This is a genomic window from Pseudomonas sp. MPR-R2A5 (genome assembly GCF_058793055.1).
In genome coordinates, this window is record NZ_JBXAFK010000007.1 from 64,009 (window position 1) to 84,432 (window position 20,424).

General features: G+C 61.2%; 19 protein-coding genes. 5 read left to right on the top strand and 14 right to left on the bottom strand.

The window, feature by feature from the left end; genetic code table 11:
* Window positions 1–286: 286 nt before the first annotated feature.
* The 9 genes from hflC to AC1Q6I_RS07755 form a co-directional block, all read right to left on the bottom strand.
* Entirely contained in the window at window positions 287–1,153 is an 867-nt protein-coding gene (gene hflC / locus AC1Q6I_RS07715) for a protease modulator HflC (protein WP_010213607.1), read from the bottom strand.
* Window positions 1,153–2,325 (bottom strand): FtsH protease activity modulator HflK, encoded by a 1,173-nt coding sequence (hflK, locus tag AC1Q6I_RS07720; protein WP_102624985.1) that lies wholly within the window; start codon window positions 2,323–2,325, stop codon window positions 1,153–1,155. The genes hflC and hflK overlap by 1 nt, the downstream gene beginning before the upstream one ends.
* A 96-nt stretch (window positions 2,326–2,421) precedes the next feature.
* Window positions 2,422–3,723, bottom strand: coding sequence for a ribosome rescue GTPase HflX (gene hflX / locus AC1Q6I_RS07725; protein ID WP_024073081.1), 1,302 nt, complete (start codon window positions 3,721–3,723; stop codon window positions 2,422–2,424).
* 12 nt (window positions 3,724–3,735) lie between these two features.
* Window positions 3,736–3,996, bottom strand: a complete 261-nt coding sequence (gene hfq, locus AC1Q6I_RS07730) for an RNA chaperone Hfq (protein WP_003171355.1) — start codon at window positions 3,994–3,996, stop codon at window positions 3,736–3,738.
* 94 nt (window positions 3,997–4,090) lie between these two features.
* The gene (gene miaA, locus AC1Q6I_RS07735) at window positions 4,091–5,062 is read right to left on the bottom strand and encodes a tRNA (adenosine(37)-N6)-dimethylallyltransferase MiaA (RefSeq protein WP_069075151.1); all 972 of its coding nucleotides are present in this window, start codon (window positions 5,060–5,062) and stop codon (window positions 4,091–4,093) included.
* A complete protein-coding gene (gene mutL / locus AC1Q6I_RS07740; protein WP_024073079.1) occupies window positions 5,062–6,975 on the bottom strand; it encodes a DNA mismatch repair endonuclease MutL in 1,914 nt (637 codons plus the stop codon). Before mutL ends, miaA begins: the two co-directional genes overlap by 1 nt.
* The gene (locus AC1Q6I_RS07745; RefSeq protein WP_034105712.1) at window positions 6,975–8,396 is read right to left on the bottom strand and encodes an N-acetylmuramoyl-L-alanine amidase; all 1,422 of its coding nucleotides are present in this window, start codon (window positions 8,394–8,396) and stop codon (window positions 6,975–6,977) included. Before AC1Q6I_RS07745 ends, mutL begins: the two co-directional genes overlap by 1 nt.
* A 15-nt stretch (window positions 8,397–8,411) precedes the next feature.
* Window positions 8,412–8,882 carry a tRNA (adenosine(37)-N6)-threonylcarbamoyltransferase complex ATPase subunit type 1 TsaE gene (gene tsaE / locus AC1Q6I_RS07750; protein WP_102624986.1) on the bottom strand — a complete coding sequence of 157 codons (471 nt, stop codon included), beginning with the start codon at window positions 8,880–8,882 and terminating at the stop codon, window positions 8,412–8,414.
* Window positions 8,870–9,730, bottom strand: coding sequence for an NAD(P)H-hydrate dehydratase (locus AC1Q6I_RS07755; protein ID WP_024073076.1), 861 nt, complete (start codon window positions 9,728–9,730; stop codon window positions 8,870–8,872). The genes tsaE and AC1Q6I_RS07755 overlap by 13 nt, the downstream gene beginning before the upstream one ends.
* A gap of 63 nt (window positions 9,731–9,793) precedes the next feature.
* On the opposite strand from AC1Q6I_RS07755, the gene queG reads away from it, so the two are divergent.
* On the top strand, window positions 9,794–10,876 hold the full coding sequence (gene queG / locus AC1Q6I_RS07760) for a tRNA epoxyqueuosine(34) reductase QueG (RefSeq protein WP_024073075.1): 1,083 nt from the start codon (window positions 9,794–9,796) through the stop codon (window positions 10,874–10,876).
* On the opposite strand, the gene AC1Q6I_RS07765 is transcribed toward queG, so the two are convergent.
* Both AC1Q6I_RS07765 and orn read right to left on the bottom strand, forming a co-directional pair.
* Complete coding sequence (locus tag AC1Q6I_RS07765) at window positions 10,855–11,469, bottom strand: trimeric intracellular cation channel family protein (protein ID WP_012721908.1); 615 nt, start codon at window positions 11,467–11,469, stop codon at window positions 10,855–10,857. The two genes, queG and AC1Q6I_RS07765, sit on opposite strands and share 22 nt — an antisense overlap.
* Before the next feature lie 183 nt (window positions 11,470–11,652).
* Complete coding sequence (gene orn / locus AC1Q6I_RS07770) at window positions 11,653–12,195, bottom strand: oligoribonuclease (RefSeq protein ID WP_024073074.1); 543 nt, start codon at window positions 12,193–12,195, stop codon at window positions 11,653–11,655.
* A 108-nt stretch (window positions 12,196–12,303) separates the two neighbouring features.
* Here orn and rsgA point away from each other — a divergent pair, with 108 nt between their 5' ends.
* Window positions 12,304–13,335: a small ribosomal subunit biogenesis GTPase RsgA gene (rsgA, locus tag AC1Q6I_RS07775; protein WP_024073073.1), complete on the top strand. Its 1,032-nt coding sequence runs from the start codon at window positions 12,304–12,306 to the stop codon at window positions 13,333–13,335.
* A gap of 277 nt (window positions 13,336–13,612) precedes the next feature.
* Here rsgA and motB read toward each other — a convergent pair whose 3' ends face one another.
* Window positions 13,613–14,629 (bottom strand): flagellar motor protein MotB, encoded by a 1,017-nt coding sequence (motB, locus tag AC1Q6I_RS07780; protein ID WP_024073072.1) that lies wholly within the window; start codon window positions 14,627–14,629, stop codon window positions 13,613–13,615.
* 3 nt (window positions 14,630–14,632) lie between these two features.
* Window positions 14,633–15,484, bottom strand: coding sequence for a flagellar motor stator protein MotA (gene motA, locus AC1Q6I_RS07785; protein WP_024073071.1), 852 nt, complete (start codon window positions 15,482–15,484; stop codon window positions 14,633–14,635).
* A gap of 167 nt (window positions 15,485–15,651) precedes the next feature.
* Here motA and AC1Q6I_RS07790 point away from each other — a divergent pair, with 167 nt between their 5' ends.
* The 3 genes from AC1Q6I_RS07790 to asd are packed head-to-tail and all read left to right on the top strand — an operon-like array spanning window position 15,652 to window position 18,937.
* Window positions 15,652–17,187 (top strand): HDOD domain-containing protein, encoded by a 1,536-nt coding sequence (locus AC1Q6I_RS07790; RefSeq protein WP_024073070.1) that lies wholly within the window; start codon window positions 15,652–15,654, stop codon window positions 17,185–17,187.
* A 57-nt stretch (window positions 17,188–17,244) separates the two neighbouring features.
* Window positions 17,245–18,060, top strand: a complete 816-nt coding sequence (locus AC1Q6I_RS07795) for a rhodanese-like domain-containing protein (RefSeq protein WP_024073069.1) — start codon at window positions 17,245–17,247, stop codon at window positions 18,058–18,060.
* A gap of 16 nt (window positions 18,061–18,076) precedes the next feature.
* A complete protein-coding gene (gene asd / locus AC1Q6I_RS07800) occupies window positions 18,077–18,937 on the top strand; it encodes an archaetidylserine decarboxylase (RefSeq protein WP_102623807.1) in 861 nt (286 codons plus the stop codon).
* A 141-nt stretch (window positions 18,938–19,078) separates the two neighbouring features.
* On the opposite strand, the gene serB is transcribed toward asd, so the two are convergent.
* Window positions 19,079–20,293 (bottom strand): phosphoserine phosphatase SerB, encoded by a 1,215-nt coding sequence (serB, locus tag AC1Q6I_RS07805; protein WP_069075145.1) that lies wholly within the window; start codon window positions 20,291–20,293, stop codon window positions 19,079–19,081.
* Window positions 20,294–20,424: the final 131 nt, after the last annotated feature.

Consider the following 20,424-nt stretch of genomic DNA (forward strand, 5'->3'; position numbering starts at 1 on the left):
TCCCCTATGATCCGGGCGGCCAGCCCTCGGCCGAGCCTTGAGTGAAGCAGAAAATACCCGCCCCCTGCATAAACCACGCGCAAGAGCGACGTGACGAACGACCTGCAAGCGGCCTCGTCGGGCACTTTCCTCGAAAAACCTGTCACGCCTGCCGAATCAAACATGCAGACGCAAAAAAGCCGGGAATTTCCCGGCTGCCGCATCATACACCCGTTTTCTGAAAGGATCACCCCGCCAGGCGTTTTAGCCGCCCGACGGAAGTGAGCCCTGCAGAATCACAGGCTGGTTACTTGGACTTTTCCAGGTAGCGGAAGAAGTCGCTGCTTGGGTCCAGCACCATGACGTCGGTTTTGTTCGCGAAGCTTTCACGGTAGGCACGCAGGCTGCGGTAGAACGCGTAGAACTCCTGGTCCTGGCCATAAGCCTTGGCGTAGATCGCCGCCGCTTGAGCATCACCATCACCACGGGCCTCTTCAGACTCACGATAGGCCTCTGCCAATAGTACGCGACGCTGACGGTCGGCATCCGCACGGATACCTTCAGCCAACTCGTTACCCTTGGCACGGTGCTCACGAGCCTCACGCTCACGCTCTGTGCTCATCCGCTCGAACACGCTGCGGTTGACTTCCTTCGGCAGGTCGATGGCCTTGACCCGAACATCGACAACTTCAATGCCCAGCTCTTTTTCTGCCATCGTGTTCAGCGAACGGGTGATATCCGCCATCAGCGCATCACGTTCACCGGATACCACCTCGTGCAGGGTGCGCTTACCAAACTGGTCACGCAGGCCCGATTCCAGGCGGCGCGACAAACGCTCGTCGGCAATCTGCTTGAGGCCGGAGGTTGCGGTGTAGAAGCGCTCGGCATCCTTGACACGCCACTTGGCGTAGGCGTCTACCATCACGGCTTTCTTTTCCAGGGTCAGGAAGCGCTGTGTGGGAGCATCCAGGGTCATCAGGCGCGCGTCGAACTTGCGCACCTGATTGACGTAGGGGACTTTCACATGCAGGCCCGGCTGGACATCCGCCTGAACCACGCGACCGAATTGCAGCAGCACCGCACGCTCGGTCTGAGCCACGATGTAGAAGCAGTTCCAGGCAGCGATGACCACGACGACGCCCACAATCAGGGCGGTCAGCGATTTATTGCTCATCAACGACTCTCCCTGGTACGTGTTTGCTGTTGCAGCAAGTCAGCGGCACGGGCGCTCGCTTCGTTGGCAGCGGCATTGGAACCGGTGGACGGCGCGCTGGTGCTACTACGACCACCTTCGATCATCTTGTCCAGCGGCAGGTACAGCAGGTTGTTCTGCCCACCCTTGCTGCCGGTCACGAGAACCTTGCTGGTGTTGCTGAAGACTTCCTGCATGGTGTCCAGGTACAGACGTTCACGCGTGACTTCCGGGGCCTTGCGGTACTCGGCGACCAGCTTGGTAAAGCGATCCGCCTCACCCTTGGCACGGGAGACCACTTCGTCGCGGTAACCGTTCGCATCCTCGAGGATGCGCTGGGCCTGACCGCGAGCTTCCGGCACGACGCCGTTGGCGTAGGTTTCAGCCTGGTTGCGCGAACGCTGCTCGTCTTCACGGGCGCGGATCACGTCATCAAAGGCTTCCTGCACTTCGCGCGGTGCCGCTGCGCTCTGTACGTTCACCTGGGTCACGGTGATACCGGTGCGATAGGTGTCGAGGAACCGTTGCAGGCGCTCCTTGATCTCGCTGGCCATCAATTCACGACCTTCGGTCAGTACCTGGTCCATGGCGGTCGAACCCACCACGTGGCGCAGCGCGCTTTCGGTCGCGTGTTGCAGGCTGATTTCCGGCTGATCAACGTTCAGCACGAAGTCCTGCAGGTTGCTGATCTTGTACTGCACGGTCAGCGGCACTTCGACGATGTTCTCGTCTTCGGTCAGCATCTGGCCCTGCTTGGTGTAGGCACGCTCACGCGTGACGTTCTCCATGTACTTCTTGTCGATCGGCGGGAAGTAGATGTTCAGGCCAGGGCCGACTGTCTCGTAGTACTTGCCGAAACGCAGCACCACGGCCTGTTCCTGCTCGTCCACCACGTAGACCGCGCTGTACAGCCATACGGCCGCCAGCACGACAAGACCCAGGCCCAGCAGGCCGTAGCCGCCACCCTTGCTTGGGCGACCGCCTTCGTCACCACCACGTTTTTTCCCACCACCGAACAACCCATTCAGGCTTTCCTGCAGCTTTCGGAAGGCCTCGTCGAGATCCGGTGGCCCCTTGCGGTCGCCATTATTGCGGCGCTTTCCACCCCAAGGATCCTGATTATTCGAGTTGCCACCCGGCTCATTCCAAGCCATAGCGCTCTCCATCTGATAAAGCAAAGACGCACCCACGGCGCGCCGACCAATGCTACAGAATGCCTGCTACCGCGGCACAACCGCTTTCTCAGGCTTTTATTGCAAAGTGTGTTGTTCGATGAACTCGGTCGGTACGACACCCTCGCGGCTGACCAGCCGATTGAGTTCCGAGCGCGGCAATCGAACGGCCAGCAAGCTGACCCCTTCTTCGTCGTGTTCTTCTTTCTGTACCGCGCCCAATTCGAAAAACTGTGCACGCAGTCGAGCAAAACGTTGCGGCAAGCGCAAGGTGCCGACAAACAAATCGTTGCCCAGCAACTCGGCAATGGCTTGTTCAAGCAATTCCAGGCCACTGCCATCACGTGCCGACAGCCAGACCCGCTGGGGCTTGCCATCTTCATCGCGTTGGATTTGTGGCTCAACGCCTTCAAGCAAATCGAGTTTGTTATAGACCTCGAGGATCGGCAAGTCCTGGGCGCCAATCTCGCCCAGCACTACCATCACCTGTTCAATCTGCAGCATGCGATCCGGTTCGGCCGCATCGATCACGTGCAACAACAGGTCGGAATTGCTCGATTCCTCGAGCGTAGACCGAAATGCCTCGACCAGCTTGTGGGGCAGGTGACGAATGAAACCCACGGTATCGGCCAGGACAATCGGCCCCAGGTCAGCCAATTCCAGGCGACGCAGGGTCGGATCGAGGGTCGCGAACAGTTGGTCGGCCGCGTACACGTCCGATTTCGTCACGTTGTTGAACAGCGTGGATTTACCGGCGTTGGTATAGCCCACCAGGGAAACGGTAGGGATATCGGCCCGAGAACGGCCACGTCGCGACTGTTCGCGCTGACTGCGGACTTTTTCCAGCCGGCCCTTGATCTGGCGCAGGCGAACCCGCAACAGACGCCGGTCGGTTTCGAGCTGGGTCTCACCCGGGCCACGCATGCCGATACCGCCACCCTGGCGCTCAAGGTGAGTCCAGCCACGCACCAGTCGGGTACTCATGTGATCAAGCTGGGCCAGTTCAACCTGGAGCTTGCCTTCATGGGTACGGGCGCGTTGGGCGAAAATATCGAGGATCAGGCCGGTGCGGTCGATCACGCGACACTCGAAGACACGTTCGAGGTTACGTTCCTGACTGGGCGTGAGGATGTGATTGAAGATCACCAGATCGGCTTCTTGAGCATGGACCAGGTCGCGCAGTTCCTCGACCTTGCCGCTGCCAATCAGGAATTTGGCGGTTGGCCGATGACGCGGCACGTTAAAAAACGCAACGGTCTCGGCGCCGGCCGAATTTGCCAACTCCTGAAACTCCTGCGGATCTTCGCGCGCCTCAGGGTCCTGTCCATCCAAGTGAACGAGGATCACTCGTTCACCACCACCGTGGCGCTCAAAGAACAAAGGAGACTCCTATCAGGCGTTACCTGGCTCAGCGTCAGCTGCATCATCACCCGCTGCGCTAGGCAGACGGATTGGACGAACTGGAACCACTGTCGAGATAGCGTGCTTGTAAACCATCTGGCTGACGGTGTTTTTCAGCAGGATCACGAACTGGTCAAACGACTCGATCGTGCCTTGCAGCTTGATACCGTTGACCAGATAGATGGAAACCCCCACTTTCTCTTTACGTAAAGTATTCAAGTAAGGGTCTTGTAGCGAATGCCCTTTTGACATGTGCCGCACTCCTTTAAGGATCAATAATAAAAAATCGGAAAATAGATAGCTTATGGCCGTCACACCCCCAAGGATAGACGGCAATTGCAAGGACTCAGCTCAATATGGAGACCGTTCCCAGGTATTTCAAGGCGCGTGACAGATTGTCGCTGTCCAGGCTGTCCAACCAGTGCAAATCGCTCCAGCTGCGCAGCCAGGTGAACTGGCGCTTCGCCAATTGGCGCGTGGCAATGATGCCGCGCTCCTGCATCTCAGCTGACGTCAGCTTGCCATCCAGATGATCCCAGACTTGGCGGTAGCCTACAGCACGTATCGAAGGCAACCCTGGATGCAGGTCACCTCTTGAACGCAGTGCTACGACCTCCTCCACAAACCCCTGTTCCAACATAATTGTGAATCTTTGTGCAATTCGTTCATGCAGCACCTGGCGATTTGCCGGAGCGATGGCCAGATTCGCCACAGTATAGGGCAATTGTGACTGCCCCGATGCGCCTGCGTCAGCACTTTGCGCAGATTGTCGCTGCCGATGCTCGGTCATGGTCTGGCCGCTCACACGCCAGACTTCCAGGGCCCGACTGAGCCGCTGAGGGTCATTGGGGTGAATGCGCGCGGCGGACACCGGATCGACAGCCGCCAACTGATCATGCAGGGCTTGCCAGCCAAGGCGTGCAGCCTGCTCCTCAAGCTCCGCGCGCACCTGGGCGTCGGCGGGCGGCATATCGGCCAACCCTTCCTGCAATGCCTTGTAGTAGAGCATCGTGCCGCCCACCAGCAGTGGGATATTGCCGCGCGCAGTGATATCGGCCATCGCCGCCAGCGCATCAGCGCGAAAATCCGCGGCGGAATAGCTCTCGGCCGGGTCGATGATGTCGATCAATCGGTGCGGATATTGCGCCAGCATCTGCTTGGAAGGCTTGGCGGTGCCGATGTCCATGCCCCGATAAACCAGCGCAGAGTCAACACTGATCAGCTCGCAGGGCAGCACCTTGGTCAGCTCGATGGCCAGGTCGGTCTTGCCTGCGGCCGTCGGGCCCATCAGGAAGATCGCGGGGGGCAAGGCACTCATCAACGACCGCGCAAGAACAGTTTGTCCAGGTCGTCCAGGCCCATCTGGGTCCAGGTCGGTCGGCCATGATTGCACTGGCCACTGCGCTCGGTATTTTCCATGTCGCGCAGCAGGCCGTTCATTTCCGGCAAGGCCAGGCGGCGATTGGCGCGGATAGCGCCGTGGCAGGCCATGGTGCCGAGCAGTTCGTTGATGTGTGCCTGGATACGATCACTGGTGCCGTACTCCATCAGGTCTGCCAGTACATCGGCTACCAGCCGGTTGGCCTCGGCCTGCTTGAGCAGCGCGGGAATCTGGCGGATCGCCAGGGTTTCCGGGCCCAGGCGCTGCAATTCGAAGCCCAGTTTCTGGAACACGCCGTGGTGTTCTTCGGCGCAATCGGCCTCGCGCTGGCTGACTGCCAAAGACTCCGGCACCAACAGCGGCTGGCCACTGAGGCCTTCGCTGGCCATGGCGATCTTCAAGCGTTCGTACATGATCCGCTCATGGGCGGCGTGCATGTCGACCAGCACCAGGCCATGGGCATTTTCCGCGAGGATGTAGATGCCTTTGAGCTGTGCCAATGCGTAGCCCAGCGGAGGAATATCCCCTCCGCCTTCCGGCAAGGCGACCGCACCAGGCTCAGCCCCCGGCAGCGGCGCAAAGAACTCACGGTAGGCCGCCTGGGCCTCGGCCACCGGCACGGCCGATTGCGGACGTGGGGTGTATTGATACTGGTATCCCGCCCCGGAACCGGAACCCGGTGCCGAATAAGTCGGCTGCGGTTGCGGCGATTGCAACAGGTTACCCGCCAGGCTCATTTCCTCCTGGGGGCCGAACTCACCGGCTTGCGGGCCGCTGGGCCGGACCACCGCCGTGACAATCGGTGCCGACAACTGGTCATCCGGGCGCACATCGCCCAGGGCGCGGTGCAAGGTGCCGTAGAGGAAGTCATGCACCATGCGGCCGTCACGGAAACGCACTTCGTGTTTAGTCGGATGCACATTGACGTCGACCACCGCAGGGTCGACCTCGAAAAACAGCACAAAGGTCGGGTGCCGCCCATTGAACAGCACATCGCGATAGGCCTGGCGCACCGCGTGGGCCACCAGTTTGTCGCGTACGGCCCGACCGTTCACAAAGAAATACTGCAAGTCCGCCTGGCTGCGGGAGAAGGTCGGCAACCCCACCCAACCCCACAGGCGCAGGCCATTGCGTTCGATTTCAATCGGCAACGCCTGCTCCAGGAACCCCGCGCCGCACACCGCCGCTACCCGGCGAGCACGTGCAGCGTCGTCATTGGCTTCGTGCAGGCTGAGGATGGTCTTGCCGTTGTGACGCAAATGAAACGCCACGTCGAAACGCGCTAGGGCCAGGCGCTTGATGACTTCTTGCAGGTGATCGAATTCGGTTTTTTCAGCCTTGAGGAATTTGCGCCGCGCCGGAGTGTTGAAGAACAGGTCGCGCACCTCTACCGAAGTGCCCACCGGGTGCGCCGCCGGCTGGACCCGAGGCGCCATGTCGCGGCCTTCGGTTTCCACCTGCCAGGCCTGGTCGGCGCTGCGGGTGCGGGAAGTCAGGGTCAGGCGGGCCACGGAGCTGATGGAGGCCAGGGCCTCACCGCGAAAGCCCAGGCTCATCACCCGTTCAAGGTCTTCCAGGTCACGAATCTTGCTGGTGGCGTGACGGGCCAGGGCCAGCGGCAGGTCGTCCGCGGAGATACCGCTGCCATCGTCGCGAACCCGCAGCAGCTTGACACCGCCCTGCTCCACGTCGACATCGATGCGCTTGGCGCCGGAATCGATGCTGTTTTCCAGCAGTTCCTTGATAACCGAGGCGGGCCGCTCGACCACCTCACCCGCGGCAATCTGGTTGGCAAGGCGCGGGCTGAGCAGCTCGATGCGCGATCCGCTGTGCAAGATTGATTCACTCATTACTGTGCCGCCAATTCAGTGCCAGGGATGGTCAACACCTGGCCGACTTTCAACTCATCGGTCTTCAGGTTGTTGGCGCTGCGCAAGGTCGCGGCCGACACCTGGAAGCGGACAGCCAGCATGGCCAGGGTGTCGCCAGGCTGCACGCGATGGTCACGCGGGCCCTGGGCGATTTTCCCGGAGTCGCGCAGCCAGGCGATGTAGGTGCCCGGTGGCGGGTTCTGCTGGAAGAACTGACGCACGCCGGCACTGATGGAGCGTGCCAACGCCTGCTGGTGGCTGGCGCTGGCCAGCTTGGAGGCTTCGTTGGAGTTGGAGATGAACCCGGTTTCCACCAGGATCGATGGAATATCCGGCGACTTCAGCACCATGAACCCGGCTTGCTCCACACGCTGCTTGTGCAGCGAGGTCACGCGGCCGATGTTGCTCAGGACTTTCTGGCCGACGTTCAGGCTGGAAGTCAATGAAGCGGTCATCGACAGGTCGAGCAGCACACCGGCGAGCATCTTGTCCTTGTCATCGAGGGACACGTTGCCGGCCCCACCGATCAAGTCGGAGCGGTTCTCACTATCGGCCAGCCAGCGGGCGGTCTCGGAGGTGGCGCCGCGATCCGACAGGGCAAACACCGAGGCGCCGAAGGCGGCAGCCGAAGGTGCGGCATCGGCGTGGATCGACACGAACAGGTCGGCGCCTTTCTTGCGGGCGATTTCGGTACGACCGCGCAGCGGGATGAAGTAGTCGCCGGTACGGGTCAGCTCGGCGCGATAGCCTTTCATGCCGTTGACCTGGCGCTGCAACTCGCGGGCGATAGCCAGTACCACGTCTTTTTCATGCTGGCCGCGTGAACCGGAGGCGCCCGGGTCTTCACCGCCATGGCCGGCATCGATCACGACAATAATGTCGCGCTTGCCCGCCGGGGCAGGAGGTGGCGGTGGCAATTTAACCTGTGGTTGCGACGGATTGACCGGCACCGCCGGCACGGTCGCCACGCTCGGCGTCGGCGCAGGCGGCGGTGCAGCATCGGCGGCATTGTCGAACAGGTCGACCACCAGCCGGTTGCCGTACTGGGCGTTGGGTGCCAGGGAGAAGCTTTTCGGGGTCACGACCTTTTTCAGGTCGATCACTACACGCAGGTCGGTCGGCGTACGCTGGGCCGAGCGCATGGCGGTAATCGGCGTATTGGCGGTGGAGACTTTCAACGGCGCGGCCAGGGTCGCACCGTTGATATCGATCACCAGGCGATCAGGCGCCGTCAGGGTAAAGACGCTGTGCTGGACAGGGCCAGACAGGTCGAACACCAGTCGCGTGTTATCCGGCGCTCGCCACAGGCGAACACTCTTCACCTGTGAAGCAGCCAGAGCATTGACAGTCATTGCCGCAAGCAACACCCCTACGACAGCAACCAACGCGCGAAAGCGCATACCTAACCCCACCAATTATTTGAATTCCAATGCCAGAGCGGCGCACCACGACTCACCGCGCGCGCTCTGGGGCAACAACTTCAGCAGACGTCCATGCTCATGCGGCGTAATGGTAATGGTCAGGTCCGGCTTTGGCAAAAAGCCTGTGCCTTTATCTGGCCACTCGATCAGGCACAACGCATCTTCGTCGAAGTAGTCACGGATGCCCATGTACTCCAGCTCTTCAGGGTCCACCAGGCGATAGAGATCGAAGTGGAAGGCTCTTATCGCCCCGATCTCATAAGGTTCGACCAGGGTAAAGGTCGGACTTTTCACCGCCCCCTGGTGGCCCAACCCGCGAATAATCCCCCGGGACAGCGTGGTCTTGCCCGCCCCCAGGTCACCTTCGAGAAAGATCAGCCCCGCGCCTTTCGTGACCCGTGCTAGGCAATGGCCGAACTGCACCATGGCCTCTTCATCGGCCAGGAAACGGTTTACTTCAGGCACGGCGACTGCTCCTCCAACAATTGACGAATGGCAGGTATCAGGTCACTGGCAGCCAACCCGCGACCCAAGGTGCCCTGGCGATCTCCCGCCGTCGCGTGCAACCACACGGCCAGGCAACTGGCGTCAAAGGCTGGCATCCCCTGGGCAAGCAGTGCGCCCACCAGGCCGGCCAACACATCGCCGAGCCCGGCCGTCGCCATGGCCGGGTGGCCCTGGTCACACCGGGAAACGCGCCCATCCGGGCTGGCGATCAAACTGCCAGCCCCCTTGAGGATAGCCACTGCATTGAATTTCTGACTCAACGCGCGCGCCACCTTAAGACGATCCGCCTGAACCTCGGCTGTCGATATCCCCAACAAACGCGCCGCTTCGCCGGGATGCGGGGTGATCACGCAGTCAGCCGGAAGCGCTACGCGGCCGGTCGCCAGCTGATTCAAGGCATCGGCATCCCAGACTTGTGGCTGTTTGGCGTTGGCGGCGACCGATAACAGGCTTTTGCCCCAGGCGGCACCGCCCAGGCCCGGACCAATGACGATGACCGAGATTTTTTCCAGCAAGCCCATCAGTTGGTTGGCCGAACTCACCCCAACGGTCATGACTTCCGGCAAGCGCGCCAAGGCAGCCGGCACATGCTCGACGCGAGTCGCCAGGGAAACCATGCCGGCACCGCTGCGCAAGGCGCTTTCGCTGCTCAGCAACGCGGCGCCGCCAAAGCCGTGGTCGCCACCGATGACCAGCAGGTGGCCGAACTGGCCCTTATGGGCGTCCGGAGAACGTGCAGCCAGTTGCGGCAAATGGCCGGGCAACAGGGGCTGAACGTCGGTTATTGCGTGTTTTGTCTGCGGCATGCGTCTTCAAGCTCCGATGTCTGGCAGAATTATACCCATCTAACCCGTGGTTTCCCGTGTCTCATGCCTGCTATTACCTACGACCTGCCCGCCCTCGCCCAATCGATCAAAGACTGGGGCCGCGAGCTGGGCTTCCAACAAGTCGGCATCAGCGGCCTCGACCTGGCCGAGCATGAACAACACCTGCAACGCTGGCTCGACGCGGGTTACCACGGCGAGATGGAGTACATGGGCGCCCATGGCAGCAAGCGATCCCACCCGGACGAACTGGTGCCCGGCACCTTGCGCGTGGTCTCGCTACGCATGGATTACCTGCCCGGCGATACCCAGATGGCACAACTGCTGGCCAAACCGGAAAAAGCCTACATCTCGCGCTACGCCCTCGGCCGCGACTACCACAAGCTGATCCGCAAACGCGTCCAACAATTGGCTGACCGTATTCAGGCACAGATCGGCCCATTTGGCTTTCGCGCCTTTGTCGACAGCGCACCGGTGCTGGAAAAAGCCATCGCCGAACAGGCTGGCCTGGGCTGGATCGGCAAAAATACCCTGGTACTCAATCGCAAGGCCGGCAGTTATTTCTTCCTGAGCGAACTGTTTGTCGACCTGCCATTGCCGGTTGATCCGCCGCACAGCACCGAACACTGCGGCCGCTGCACCGCGTGCCTGGACATCTGCCCCACCAACGCCTTCGTCGGCCCTTACGTGCTGGATGCCCGGCGCTGCATTTCCTACCTGACCATCGAACTCAAGAGCGCCATCCCAGAAGACTTGCGCCCACTGATCGGCAACCGGGTATTCGGCTGCGATGATTGTCAGATCGTTTGCCCGTGGAATCGTTTCGCGCGCCCCACCACGGAAGGCGATTTCAAGCCACGGCACAATCTGGACAACGCAGAGCTGGCCGAACTGTTTATGTGGGACGAGGACACATTCCTGAGCAGCACCGAAGGTTCACCGTTGCGCCGCGCCGGCTATGAGCGCTGGCTGCGCAACCTGGCGGTGGGCCTGGGTAATGCGCCGTCGAGCATTCCGGTGCTGGAAGCCTTGAAGGCGCGCCGCGATTACCCCTCGGAGCTGGTGCGTGAACATGTGGAGTGGGCACTCAAGCAGCACGCCGAGCGTCAATGCACGTCATCGTTATAGACGAACTTGGGCATTTCCCAGTGAAAACGGATGGCCAGCAACCGCAGCAGAAAGCCGCTGAACAACGTCAGCAGAATCGCTTGTTCACTGGGCAGCTCCAGGTAGAGGCACAGCAGGTAGAACCAAGCGGCGAGGAACGACACACTGGCGTACAGCTCGCGACGAAAGATGAGCGGGATATCGTTGCAGAAGATATCCCGCAGAATGCCGCCAAAAACCCCGGTGATCACGCCGCTGACTGAAGCCACCAACATGCCATGGCCCATTTCCAGGGCGGTCATGCAGCCGATCAGGGTGAAGGCCACCAGCCCCACCGCATCCAGCGCCAGGAACAGCGACCGCAGGTGGCGCATCAGCGGCGCGATAAAGATCGTCACCAACGCGGCAACCGAGGTCAGCACCAGGTACTCCGGGTGCTTGACCCACGTCAGCGGGTAGTGACCGAGCAATACATCGCGCACCGAACCGCCACCCAGCGCCGTCACACAGGCGATCAGCACCACACCAAACCAATCCATGCCGCGCCGACCGGCAGACAAGGCGCCGGTCATGGCTTCGGCAGTAATGGCAATGAGGTAGAGCATCAGCAACATGAGGGCGATCCTTGCAAAGAGGCCGGCAGTCTAATCATTTGCTGATGGCACCAAAAGGGGGCACTTGGCGATAAATCGAGTTGCCTGCCATCGGGGGCAAGCCCCCTCCCGCTCTTGACCGAGTCGCCATGACGAACGCGGAACGAATGTGGAAGCAGGCGTGCCCGCGAAAGCGCCGGCTCTTCAAGCCTTGATGAAATGCTTGCGGTAATGCTGCAGCTCGGCGATCGACTCGCGAATATCATCCAGCGCCAGGTGGGTGCTGCCTTTATGGAAGCTGTCTTTGACTTCCGGCGCCCAGCGTGCCGCCAGCTCCTTGAGGGTCGACACATCCAGGTTGCGGTAGTGGAAGTAGCTTTCCAGCGCCTTCATATGGGTATAAAGGAAGCGACGGTCCTGGCAGATGCTATTGCCGCAGATCGGCGACTTGCCCTTCGGCACCCACTGCTCCAGGAAAGCGATGGTTTCGGCCTCAGCCTCCGCCATGCTGATGCGGCTGTCACGCACGCGCTGGGTCAGGCCCGAGTTGCCGTGGGTACGAGTATTCCACTCGTCCATGGTGGCGAGTACGGCATCGCTGTGGTGGATGGCGATCACCGGACCTTCGGCCAAGGTGTTGAGGTTGCTGTCGGTGACAATGGTCGCCATCTCGATGATGACGTCGGTGTCGGGGTTCAGACCGGTCATTTCCAGATCGATCCAAATCAGGTTTTGTGGGTTTTGCATGGCTTGATTCTCTTGGCACCTTGGCGTAGCTGCGCAGTTTAGCAGGCAGGGGCGTGCTAGACTCGCGACCGTTTTACCCAACCTTCGCATTATCGACACGGAACACCAATGGCCAAACGCCAGCTCAATCGTCGCCAAAACTGGCGCATCGAAAAGATTCAAGGTGAACGCGCCGCTCGCGCCGCCAAACGTGAATCCTCCGCCGTGGAAGCGCTCGAGGGCGGCGACCTGGGCCCCGAACAAACCGGCCTGGTGATCGCACACTTTGGTGTGCAGGTCGAAGTCGAGGCGCTGGAGGGCGAATTCGCAGGTTCGGTTTCCCGTTGCCACCTGCGCGCCAACCTGCCGGCACTGGTCACTGGCGACAAAGTGGTCTGGCGTGCCGGCAACCAGGGTATCGGCGTGATCGTCGCCCAGTTGCCACGTACCACCGAATTGCGTCGCCCCGACAGCCGTGGCCAGCTCAAGCCGGTAGCGGCCAACGTCGACATGATCGTGATAGTGTTCGCGCCGCTGCCCGAGCCTCATGCCAACCTGATCGACCGCTACCTGGTGGCGGCCGAACATGCCGGCATTCGTCCGTTGCTGCTGCTGAACAAATTCGACCTGATCGACGAGCAGAACGCTCCGGCGCTCAATGCGTTGCTGGCGGTCTACCGCACCCTGGGTTACCCGGTGCTGGAAGTCTCGGCGCATCACGGCAACGGCATGGAACAGCTGCAACAGCAGCTGAATGGGCGTATCAGCGTGTTTGTCGGCCAGTCCGGCGTGGGCAAGTCGTCGCTGGTCAACAGCCTGCTACCGGAAGTCGACACCCGTGTCGGCCCGCTGTCGGAACTGTCCGGCCAGGGCACCCACACCACCACCACCGCGCGATTGTTCCACTTCCCCGGCGGCGGTGAGCTGATCGACTCCCCAGGTATTCGAGAATTCGGCCTCGGCCACGTCAGCCGCAGCGATGTAGAAGCCGGCTTTATCGAATTCAACGACCTGATCGGCACTTGCCGCTTCCGCGATTGCAAACACGACCGCGAGCCCGGTTGCGCCTTGCTCAAGGCGCTGGAGGATGGCCGCGTGCAGCAGCAGCGGATGAACAGCTATCGGTCGATTATTGCGAGCTTGCCCGAAAGCAGTTACTAGACCACCCCACGCAATATCTGGCGAGCAAGCCTGTCGTGGCGAGCGGGCTTGCCCCGCGTTGGGTTGCGAAGCGGCCCCAATCAATCGGAATGCGGAGTATCAGGCACTCCTCTGCGGCGGGTTCTGGGGCTGCTTCGCAGCCCAACGCGGGGCAAGCCCGCTCGCCACAGTTACAGTGTTCCGCCTTAACTGACAGGCATCAGGGCACGCCCGCATCCCACAACAAGCCCGCACCCTCCCCCACAACAGGCTTGTTCACCACAAATATCCGGTGTGGCTACGAGCCCGTCGCAGGCACCGTAGGATCCTTCACCCCGCCGTCATCAAACAGGTTCAGCTTCTGCCGCAGCTCATGCGCCGGCAATGGCTCCTGCCCAGGCGCAATCGCATTCGGATCGGCGGGGGTTTCACCTGGCGCGCCTGCGCCGGATGTCGGCGGCGGCGGTGGCTGATCGCCTTCAATCGCTCGCTGGGCCTTTTTAGTCAGCACAACGATATCGATGCGACGGTTGATCGGGTTGAACGGGTCTTTCGGATCAAACAATTGGGAAGAGGCAAAGCCGACCACTCGTGCCACTTGCGCGTCCGGGTAGCTGCCGGCCACCAGTGCACGGCGAGCAGCGTTGGCACGGTTGGCCGAAAGCTCCCAGTTGCCGAAGTCGCCCTGCCCCGCATACGGCTTGGCATCGGTGTGGCCGCTGATACTGATCTTGTTCGGCACGGCCTTGATGGTGTCGGCCATGGCCAGCAGGATATCTTCGAAATACGGCTTCAAGCGCGCGCTGCCGGAGTCGAACATCGGCCGGTTCGCGGCGTCAGTGATCTGGATACGCAAGCCTTCCGGGGTAATCTCGAAGGAAATCTGATCCTTGAACTTCAGCAGTTGAGGGTTTTCCTCGACCTTGGTCTGCAATTCCTGCAGCAGCAATTCAAGGCGTTCCTGCTCGACCTGCTCAGCCATGCTCTCGACGGTATCGCGCTCGATCGGAATTTTTTCCTGGGGCGCCTCGGTCTTGACCTCCGGGTTGATGGTGCGCTCAGGCGCCAACTGCGGCGAACCGCCAAGGTCGATTACAAAGGGGGTGCCACTTTCCGAGAAGCCAATAGGGTCCTTGAAGTAACCGGCGATGGCGATCTTCTGCTCGGGCGTGGCCGTGGACATCAGCCACAGCACCAGAAAGAACGCCATCATCGCCGTCGCGAAGTCGGCGAAGGCGATTTTCCAGGCGCCACCATGGTGCCCCGCGGCGAAGCGCTTGACGCGCTTGATGATTATCGGCTGGTTGTTTTCCATGGCTTAGCGACCGCGAACCGCTTGTTCCAACTCGGCAAAACTCGGGCGATGTTTCGGGTACAGCACCTTGCGACCGAATTCCACCGCCAGCGAAGGCGGCATGCCCGATGCCGAAGCGACCAGGCTGGCCTTGATCGCTTCATACAGATTGATTTCTTCCTTGGCATCGTGGGCCAGGGAGGTGGCGAGCGGGCCGAAGAAACCATAGGCCGCAAGAATACCGAAGAAGGTACCCACGAGGGCCGCACCTACGTGCATACCGATAGCTTTCTGGTCGCCCTCGCCGAGGGACGCCATGGTCACCACGATACCCAGTACCGCCGCGACGATACCGAAACCAGGCATACCGTCGGCAACACCGGTCACCGCGTGGGAAGGATGCTCCAGCTCTTCCTTGAGGCTGAACAGCTCCATGTCGAACAGGCCTTCCAGCTCATGGGGCGCCATGTTGCCCGAGGACATGATGCGCAGGTAGTCACAGATATACGCGGTCATGCGCTCATCTTTGAGCACGGCCGGGTACTTGGCGAAAATCGGGCTGGCCGCGGCATCTTCGATGTCGCCTTCGATGGCCATCATGCCTTCACGGCGGCTCTTGTTGAGGATCTCGTAGATCAGCCCCAGCACTTCCAGGTAGAAGGTGTGGGAAAAGCGCGAGCTGAACATGCCCAGCGACTTCTTGATCACATGCATGGTCATGTAGCCGGGGTTGGCCTGCAAGAATGCGCCGAACGCCGCACCACCAATAATCAGCACTTCAAAGGGCTGGATCAACGCAGCGATCTTACCGTGGGACAGGACGTACCCACCGAGCACGCTTGCGATGACGACGATGATGCCGATTATTTTAGCCATAGGGGATGTGTACTTGCGCCGTGAGGTTCATGGACATATTTGGAGGAACTGCAAAACTCTTGTTCTACTTATCGGCAAAACTGCGCCAGACTATAGGCCGTTAAGGCGAAAAGCCAGTTCGGCCCGCTCTGGGCGTGTTGACCGCAAGTGATGATCGCGCCCCAATCATGGCTAATGAAACGACCGTACCCACTGTAAAACCCACCACCCTCGCTGCTTGGATCAAGCGTCTGGACGAAGTGCGGCTGCCCGTTCCCCAGGCGAACCACGAGCGCGTGTGCAAAGCCATCCGCGACAGCCGCAGTTCGTTGCGAGATATTGCCGAACTGATGCAAGACAGCCCCGCGCTGGTGCTCAGCGTGATGCGCGAAGCCAACAGCCACACCCATGGCAGCCTGGCGGAACCGGCGGAAAACCTCGAAGTGGCGCTCAACCGCCTCGGCCTCAAACGCGCCGAAGAGTTGCTCGCGCGCCTGCCTTCAGTGCCTGCCAATGAGATTCCCGTCGCCTTGCGCCAACTGCTGCTGGTGAGCCAACACGCTTCCCAGCAGGCCAACGGCCTGTTCGCCAGCCGCCTGGCGCGGCTGTGGCAAGACATTCACTGGGGCAGCTTGCTGTTTCTATCGCCGCTGTGGCCGATGGCGGTTGCCTACCCCAAGCTCTTGGAAGAGTGGGAACTGCGAGTTATCCACAAAAGCCAGTCGGCACGTCAGGTCGAACAGGAGTTATTTGGCGTCCGCCTGCTGGACCTGTGCCTCGGCCTGACTGAAACCTGGCACCTGCCCATCTGGGTGTCCCAGGGTTATAACCTGCTGCTGAAGGAACAACGCCTGCTGGTCAAGGCATTGCACATCGCCCGGGAAGATGACCCGCTGCGCCATCAGCAATTGCTCGATGCCGACCCCAGCCTGCGCCGCTGGTTGAACCAACCCGCCAATACCGTGCTGCTGGCCAACGGTCTGGCGATGTCGGCGCAAGAGTCATGGACCTGCCCGCACACCAAACGCTGGCAGTACCTCACGGCCCTGTACCTGCAACAGCCATTGAGCGAAGTACAGCAACAGTCCCACCAGCAAGCCGTCACCAGCGCCCGTACGACGTTGATGCCCGACCTTTGGCACCCGGCGCTGTCGCTGATCTGGCCATGGAATGTGCAGAAGATCCATCGCGGCCTGCTGCCCGCGCCGCCACCTACCGCAGAGTCCCTGGCCATCTGGCGCAAGCGTTGCACGGAGTTGCTGGTGGAGCCGAGCCGCTTTGCCAATGCCATGCACTTGACCACGTGCGCCAAGGAAGCGCTGGTCGCCAGTGGCATGCAACGAGTGTTGCTGTTTATGGCGGATCGCGCCCTGAGCACCTTGCGCGTGCATCAGGCCGATGGCCTGCCGAAGGACGCCGCGAACCTGAGCCTGGATGTGGTCCACAGCACGCTGCTGCAACGCATGCTGGAAAAATCCGCCCAGGTGCGCCTGACGCCCGACAACCACGCACAGTTCTCGGCCCTGTTGCCGCCGATCCTGCGTCGCCTGTTCACCGGGGAACACCTGTTGCTGCGTTCGCTGAGCTGCAATGGCCGCGTGGTGATGTTGATGGTGGCCGACCAGGGCGGCGGGCCATTTTCGGAAACCACCGTGCAGGCCTTCGGCAAAACCGCCCAGTGCATCGAGAAAGCCCTGCACAGCTTTACCAACCGCAGCGCCTGATGCTTGCGCTACAATCGCGGTCCTTTATCGCCAACATTTGTGCCCAGGAGACCTCACATGCCTGACTTCTCTGGCTTGCCGCTGGTGATCGAATCCAGCGACCTGCTCGGTCGCCTTGATGCCGAACACCTGATTCTGGTGGATCTCACCAGTGCCGCCCGCTACGCCGAAGGGCATATCCCCGGCGCGCATTTCGTTGACCCCAAGCGCACCCAACTGGGCCAGCCGCCGGCACCCGGCCTGCTGCCCAACAAAGCCGACCTGGAAAAACTGTTCGGCGAACTGGGCCACACCCCGGACGCAACCTACGTGGTCTACGACGACGAAGGCGGTGGCTGGGCTGGCCGTTTTATCTGGATGCTCGACGTGATCGGCCATCAGAAATACCACTACCTCGATGGCGGCCTGCTGGCCTGGCTGGCTGAGCAGCACCCAGTGTCCACCGACGTACCCGCCCCCGTCGGTGGCCCCGTCAGCCTCACGCTGCACGAGGGCCCCACCGCAACCCGCGAATACCTGCAAAGCCGCCTCGGCGCGGCGGACCTGGGTATCTGGGACGCACGCGGCCCGCTGGAGTATTCCGGCGAGAAAGTCCTCGCCGCCAAGGGGGGCCACATCCCCGGCGCTGTGAACTTCGAATGGACCGCCGGCATGGACAAGGCACGCAACCTGCGCATCCGCCGCGACATGCCGCAGATCCTCGAAAGCCTCGGGCTGACCCCCGATAAAGAAATCATCACCCACTGCCAGACTCACCACCGCTCTGGCTTCACCTACCTGGTGGCCAAGGCGCTCGGTTATCCGCGAGTCAAAGGTTATGCCGGTTCCTGGGGCGAATGGGGCAACCACCCCGACACCCCCGTTGAGATTTAAGGTTTAAGGACAGTTAATGAAAAAGCAGTTGTTTATCCTCAGCCAGTACTTGCTGCCGCATCACCTGCTGTCGCGGCTGGCCGGCTGCATTGCCGAGTGCCGCGTACGCTGGTTCAAGAATGCCTTCACCACGTGGTTTGCCAAGCGCTATCAAGTGGACATGTCCCAAGCCCTGGTGGAAGACGTGACCGCCTACGAGCACTTCAACGCCTTCTTCACCCGCGCCTTGAAAGACGGCGCGCGCCCACTGGACCCGACCCCTGGCGCCGTACTGAGCCCGGCTGACGGTGCGGTCAGCCAGCTCGGCCCGATCGAACATGGCCGGGTATTCCAGGCCAAGGGCCACAGCTTCAGCGTGCTGGAGTTGCTGGGCGGCGATGCTGCCGTGGCAGCGCCTTTCATGGGCGGTGATTTTGCCACCATCTACCTGTCGCCGAAGGACTACCACCGCGTGCATATGCCGCTGGCCGGTACCCTGCGCGAAATGGTCTACGTGCCTGGGCGGATTTTCTCGGTCAACCAGACCACCGCCGAAAACGTGCCGGAACTGTTTGCCCGTAACGAGCGTGTGGTCTGCCTGTTTGACACCGAACGCGGCCCGATGGCCGTGGTGTTGGTCGGCGCGATGATCGTCGCCTCGATTGAAACCGTGTGGGCCGGGCTGGTCACGCCGCCCAAGCGCGAGCTGAAAACCTTCCGCTATGACGAAGCGGCACGCGCGCCGATTCACCTGGAGAAGGGTGCGGAGCTGGGTCGCTTCAAGTTGGGCTCCACCGCGATCGTGCTGTTCGGGCCTGATCAGGTGAAGTGGGCTGAGGAACTGGTGGCCGGTTCGCCGGTGCAGATGGGCCAGGGCATCGCACTGCCGAAAGCCTGATTCAAAACCTGCAGAGATCCAATGTGGAAGGGGGCTTGCCCCCGATAGCGGTAGTCCAGCCACAGGTATATTGGCTGTTCCACCGTCATCGGGGGCAAGCCCCCTCCCACATGTTGACTGTATTCCTACAGTGACTTCGGATTAGAGCTGACCGTCGCGGTCGCGAAAGCCCAGCAGATACAGCACACCATCCAGCCCCAAGGTCGAAATCGCCTGCTTGGCCGATTGCTTGACCAAGGGTTTGGCACGGAACGCCACACCCAAACCGGCAATTGCCAGCATCGGCAGGTCATTCGCACCGTCGCCCACCGCAATGGTCTGCTCCAGACGCAAACCTTCCTTGTGGGCCAGCTCCTTCAGCAGGTCGGCCTTGCGCTGTGCGTCGACAATCGGCTCCACCGCCACGCCAGTCACCTTGCCGTCGACCACTTCCAGTTCGTTGGCGAACACATAGTCGATGCCCAACTTGGCCTGCAATTGCTTGGCGAAGTAGGTAAAGCCACCGGACAGGATCGCGGTCTTGTAACCCAGGCGCTTGAGCTCGGCGAACAGGGTTTCGGCACCTTCGGTCAGGCGCAGGGAAGCGCCGATGGAGTCCAGCACGCTCACATCCAGCCCCTTGAGCAACGCCAGGCGCTCCTTGAAGCTGGCGCGGAAGTCCAGCTCACCGGCCATCGCGCGTTCGGTGATTTCAGAAACTTGCTCACCCACACCGGCTGCCTTGGCCAGTTCGTCGATGACTTCGGCTTCGATCAGCGTCGAGTCCATGTCGAACACCGCCAGGCGGCGGTTGCGGCGGAACAGCGAGTCCTCCTGGAAGGCGATATCGACGTTCAGCTCCTGGGCCACGCTGAGGAATTCAGCGCGCAGGGCCTGCGGGTCTGCCGGTTCGCCGCGCACGGAAAACTCGATGCAGCCCTTGCCCTTGTCGGCCGGGGTGTCCAGTGGCATACGACCTGACAGACGGTCGATATGGTCGATGTTCAACCCAAACTGCGCGGTGATCGAGCTGACGCGCTGCAACTGCTCGGCGGTCACTTTGCGGGTCAACAAGGTGACGATATGGCGTTTCTTGCCCTGGCCGGCCACCCAGTGCTGGTAATCCTCTTCGGACACCGGGGTGAACCGTACCTGTTGATCCAGCTTGTATGCCGTAAACAGAATGTCCTTGAGCACGGAAGACGCCTGCTCGGTGCTCGGGATTTCCACCAGGATGCCGAACGACAGGGTGTCGTGGATCACCGCCTGGCCGATGTCGAGAATGTTTACACCACCCTGGGCCAGAACGCCGGTAATGGCCGCGGTGAGACCCGGTCGGTCTTCGCCGGTGATGTTGATCAGGACAATTTCGCGCAAAGCGCACCCCCAGGCTGGAAAAAAACCGCATTCTACCCACTTTCAGTGACCACCGGGCACAGCCAGCGCTTTGCCGGTCTTGGGCCTGTCGCTATACTGCGCGTCAACTTCACGGACTAAGAGCCGAGCTC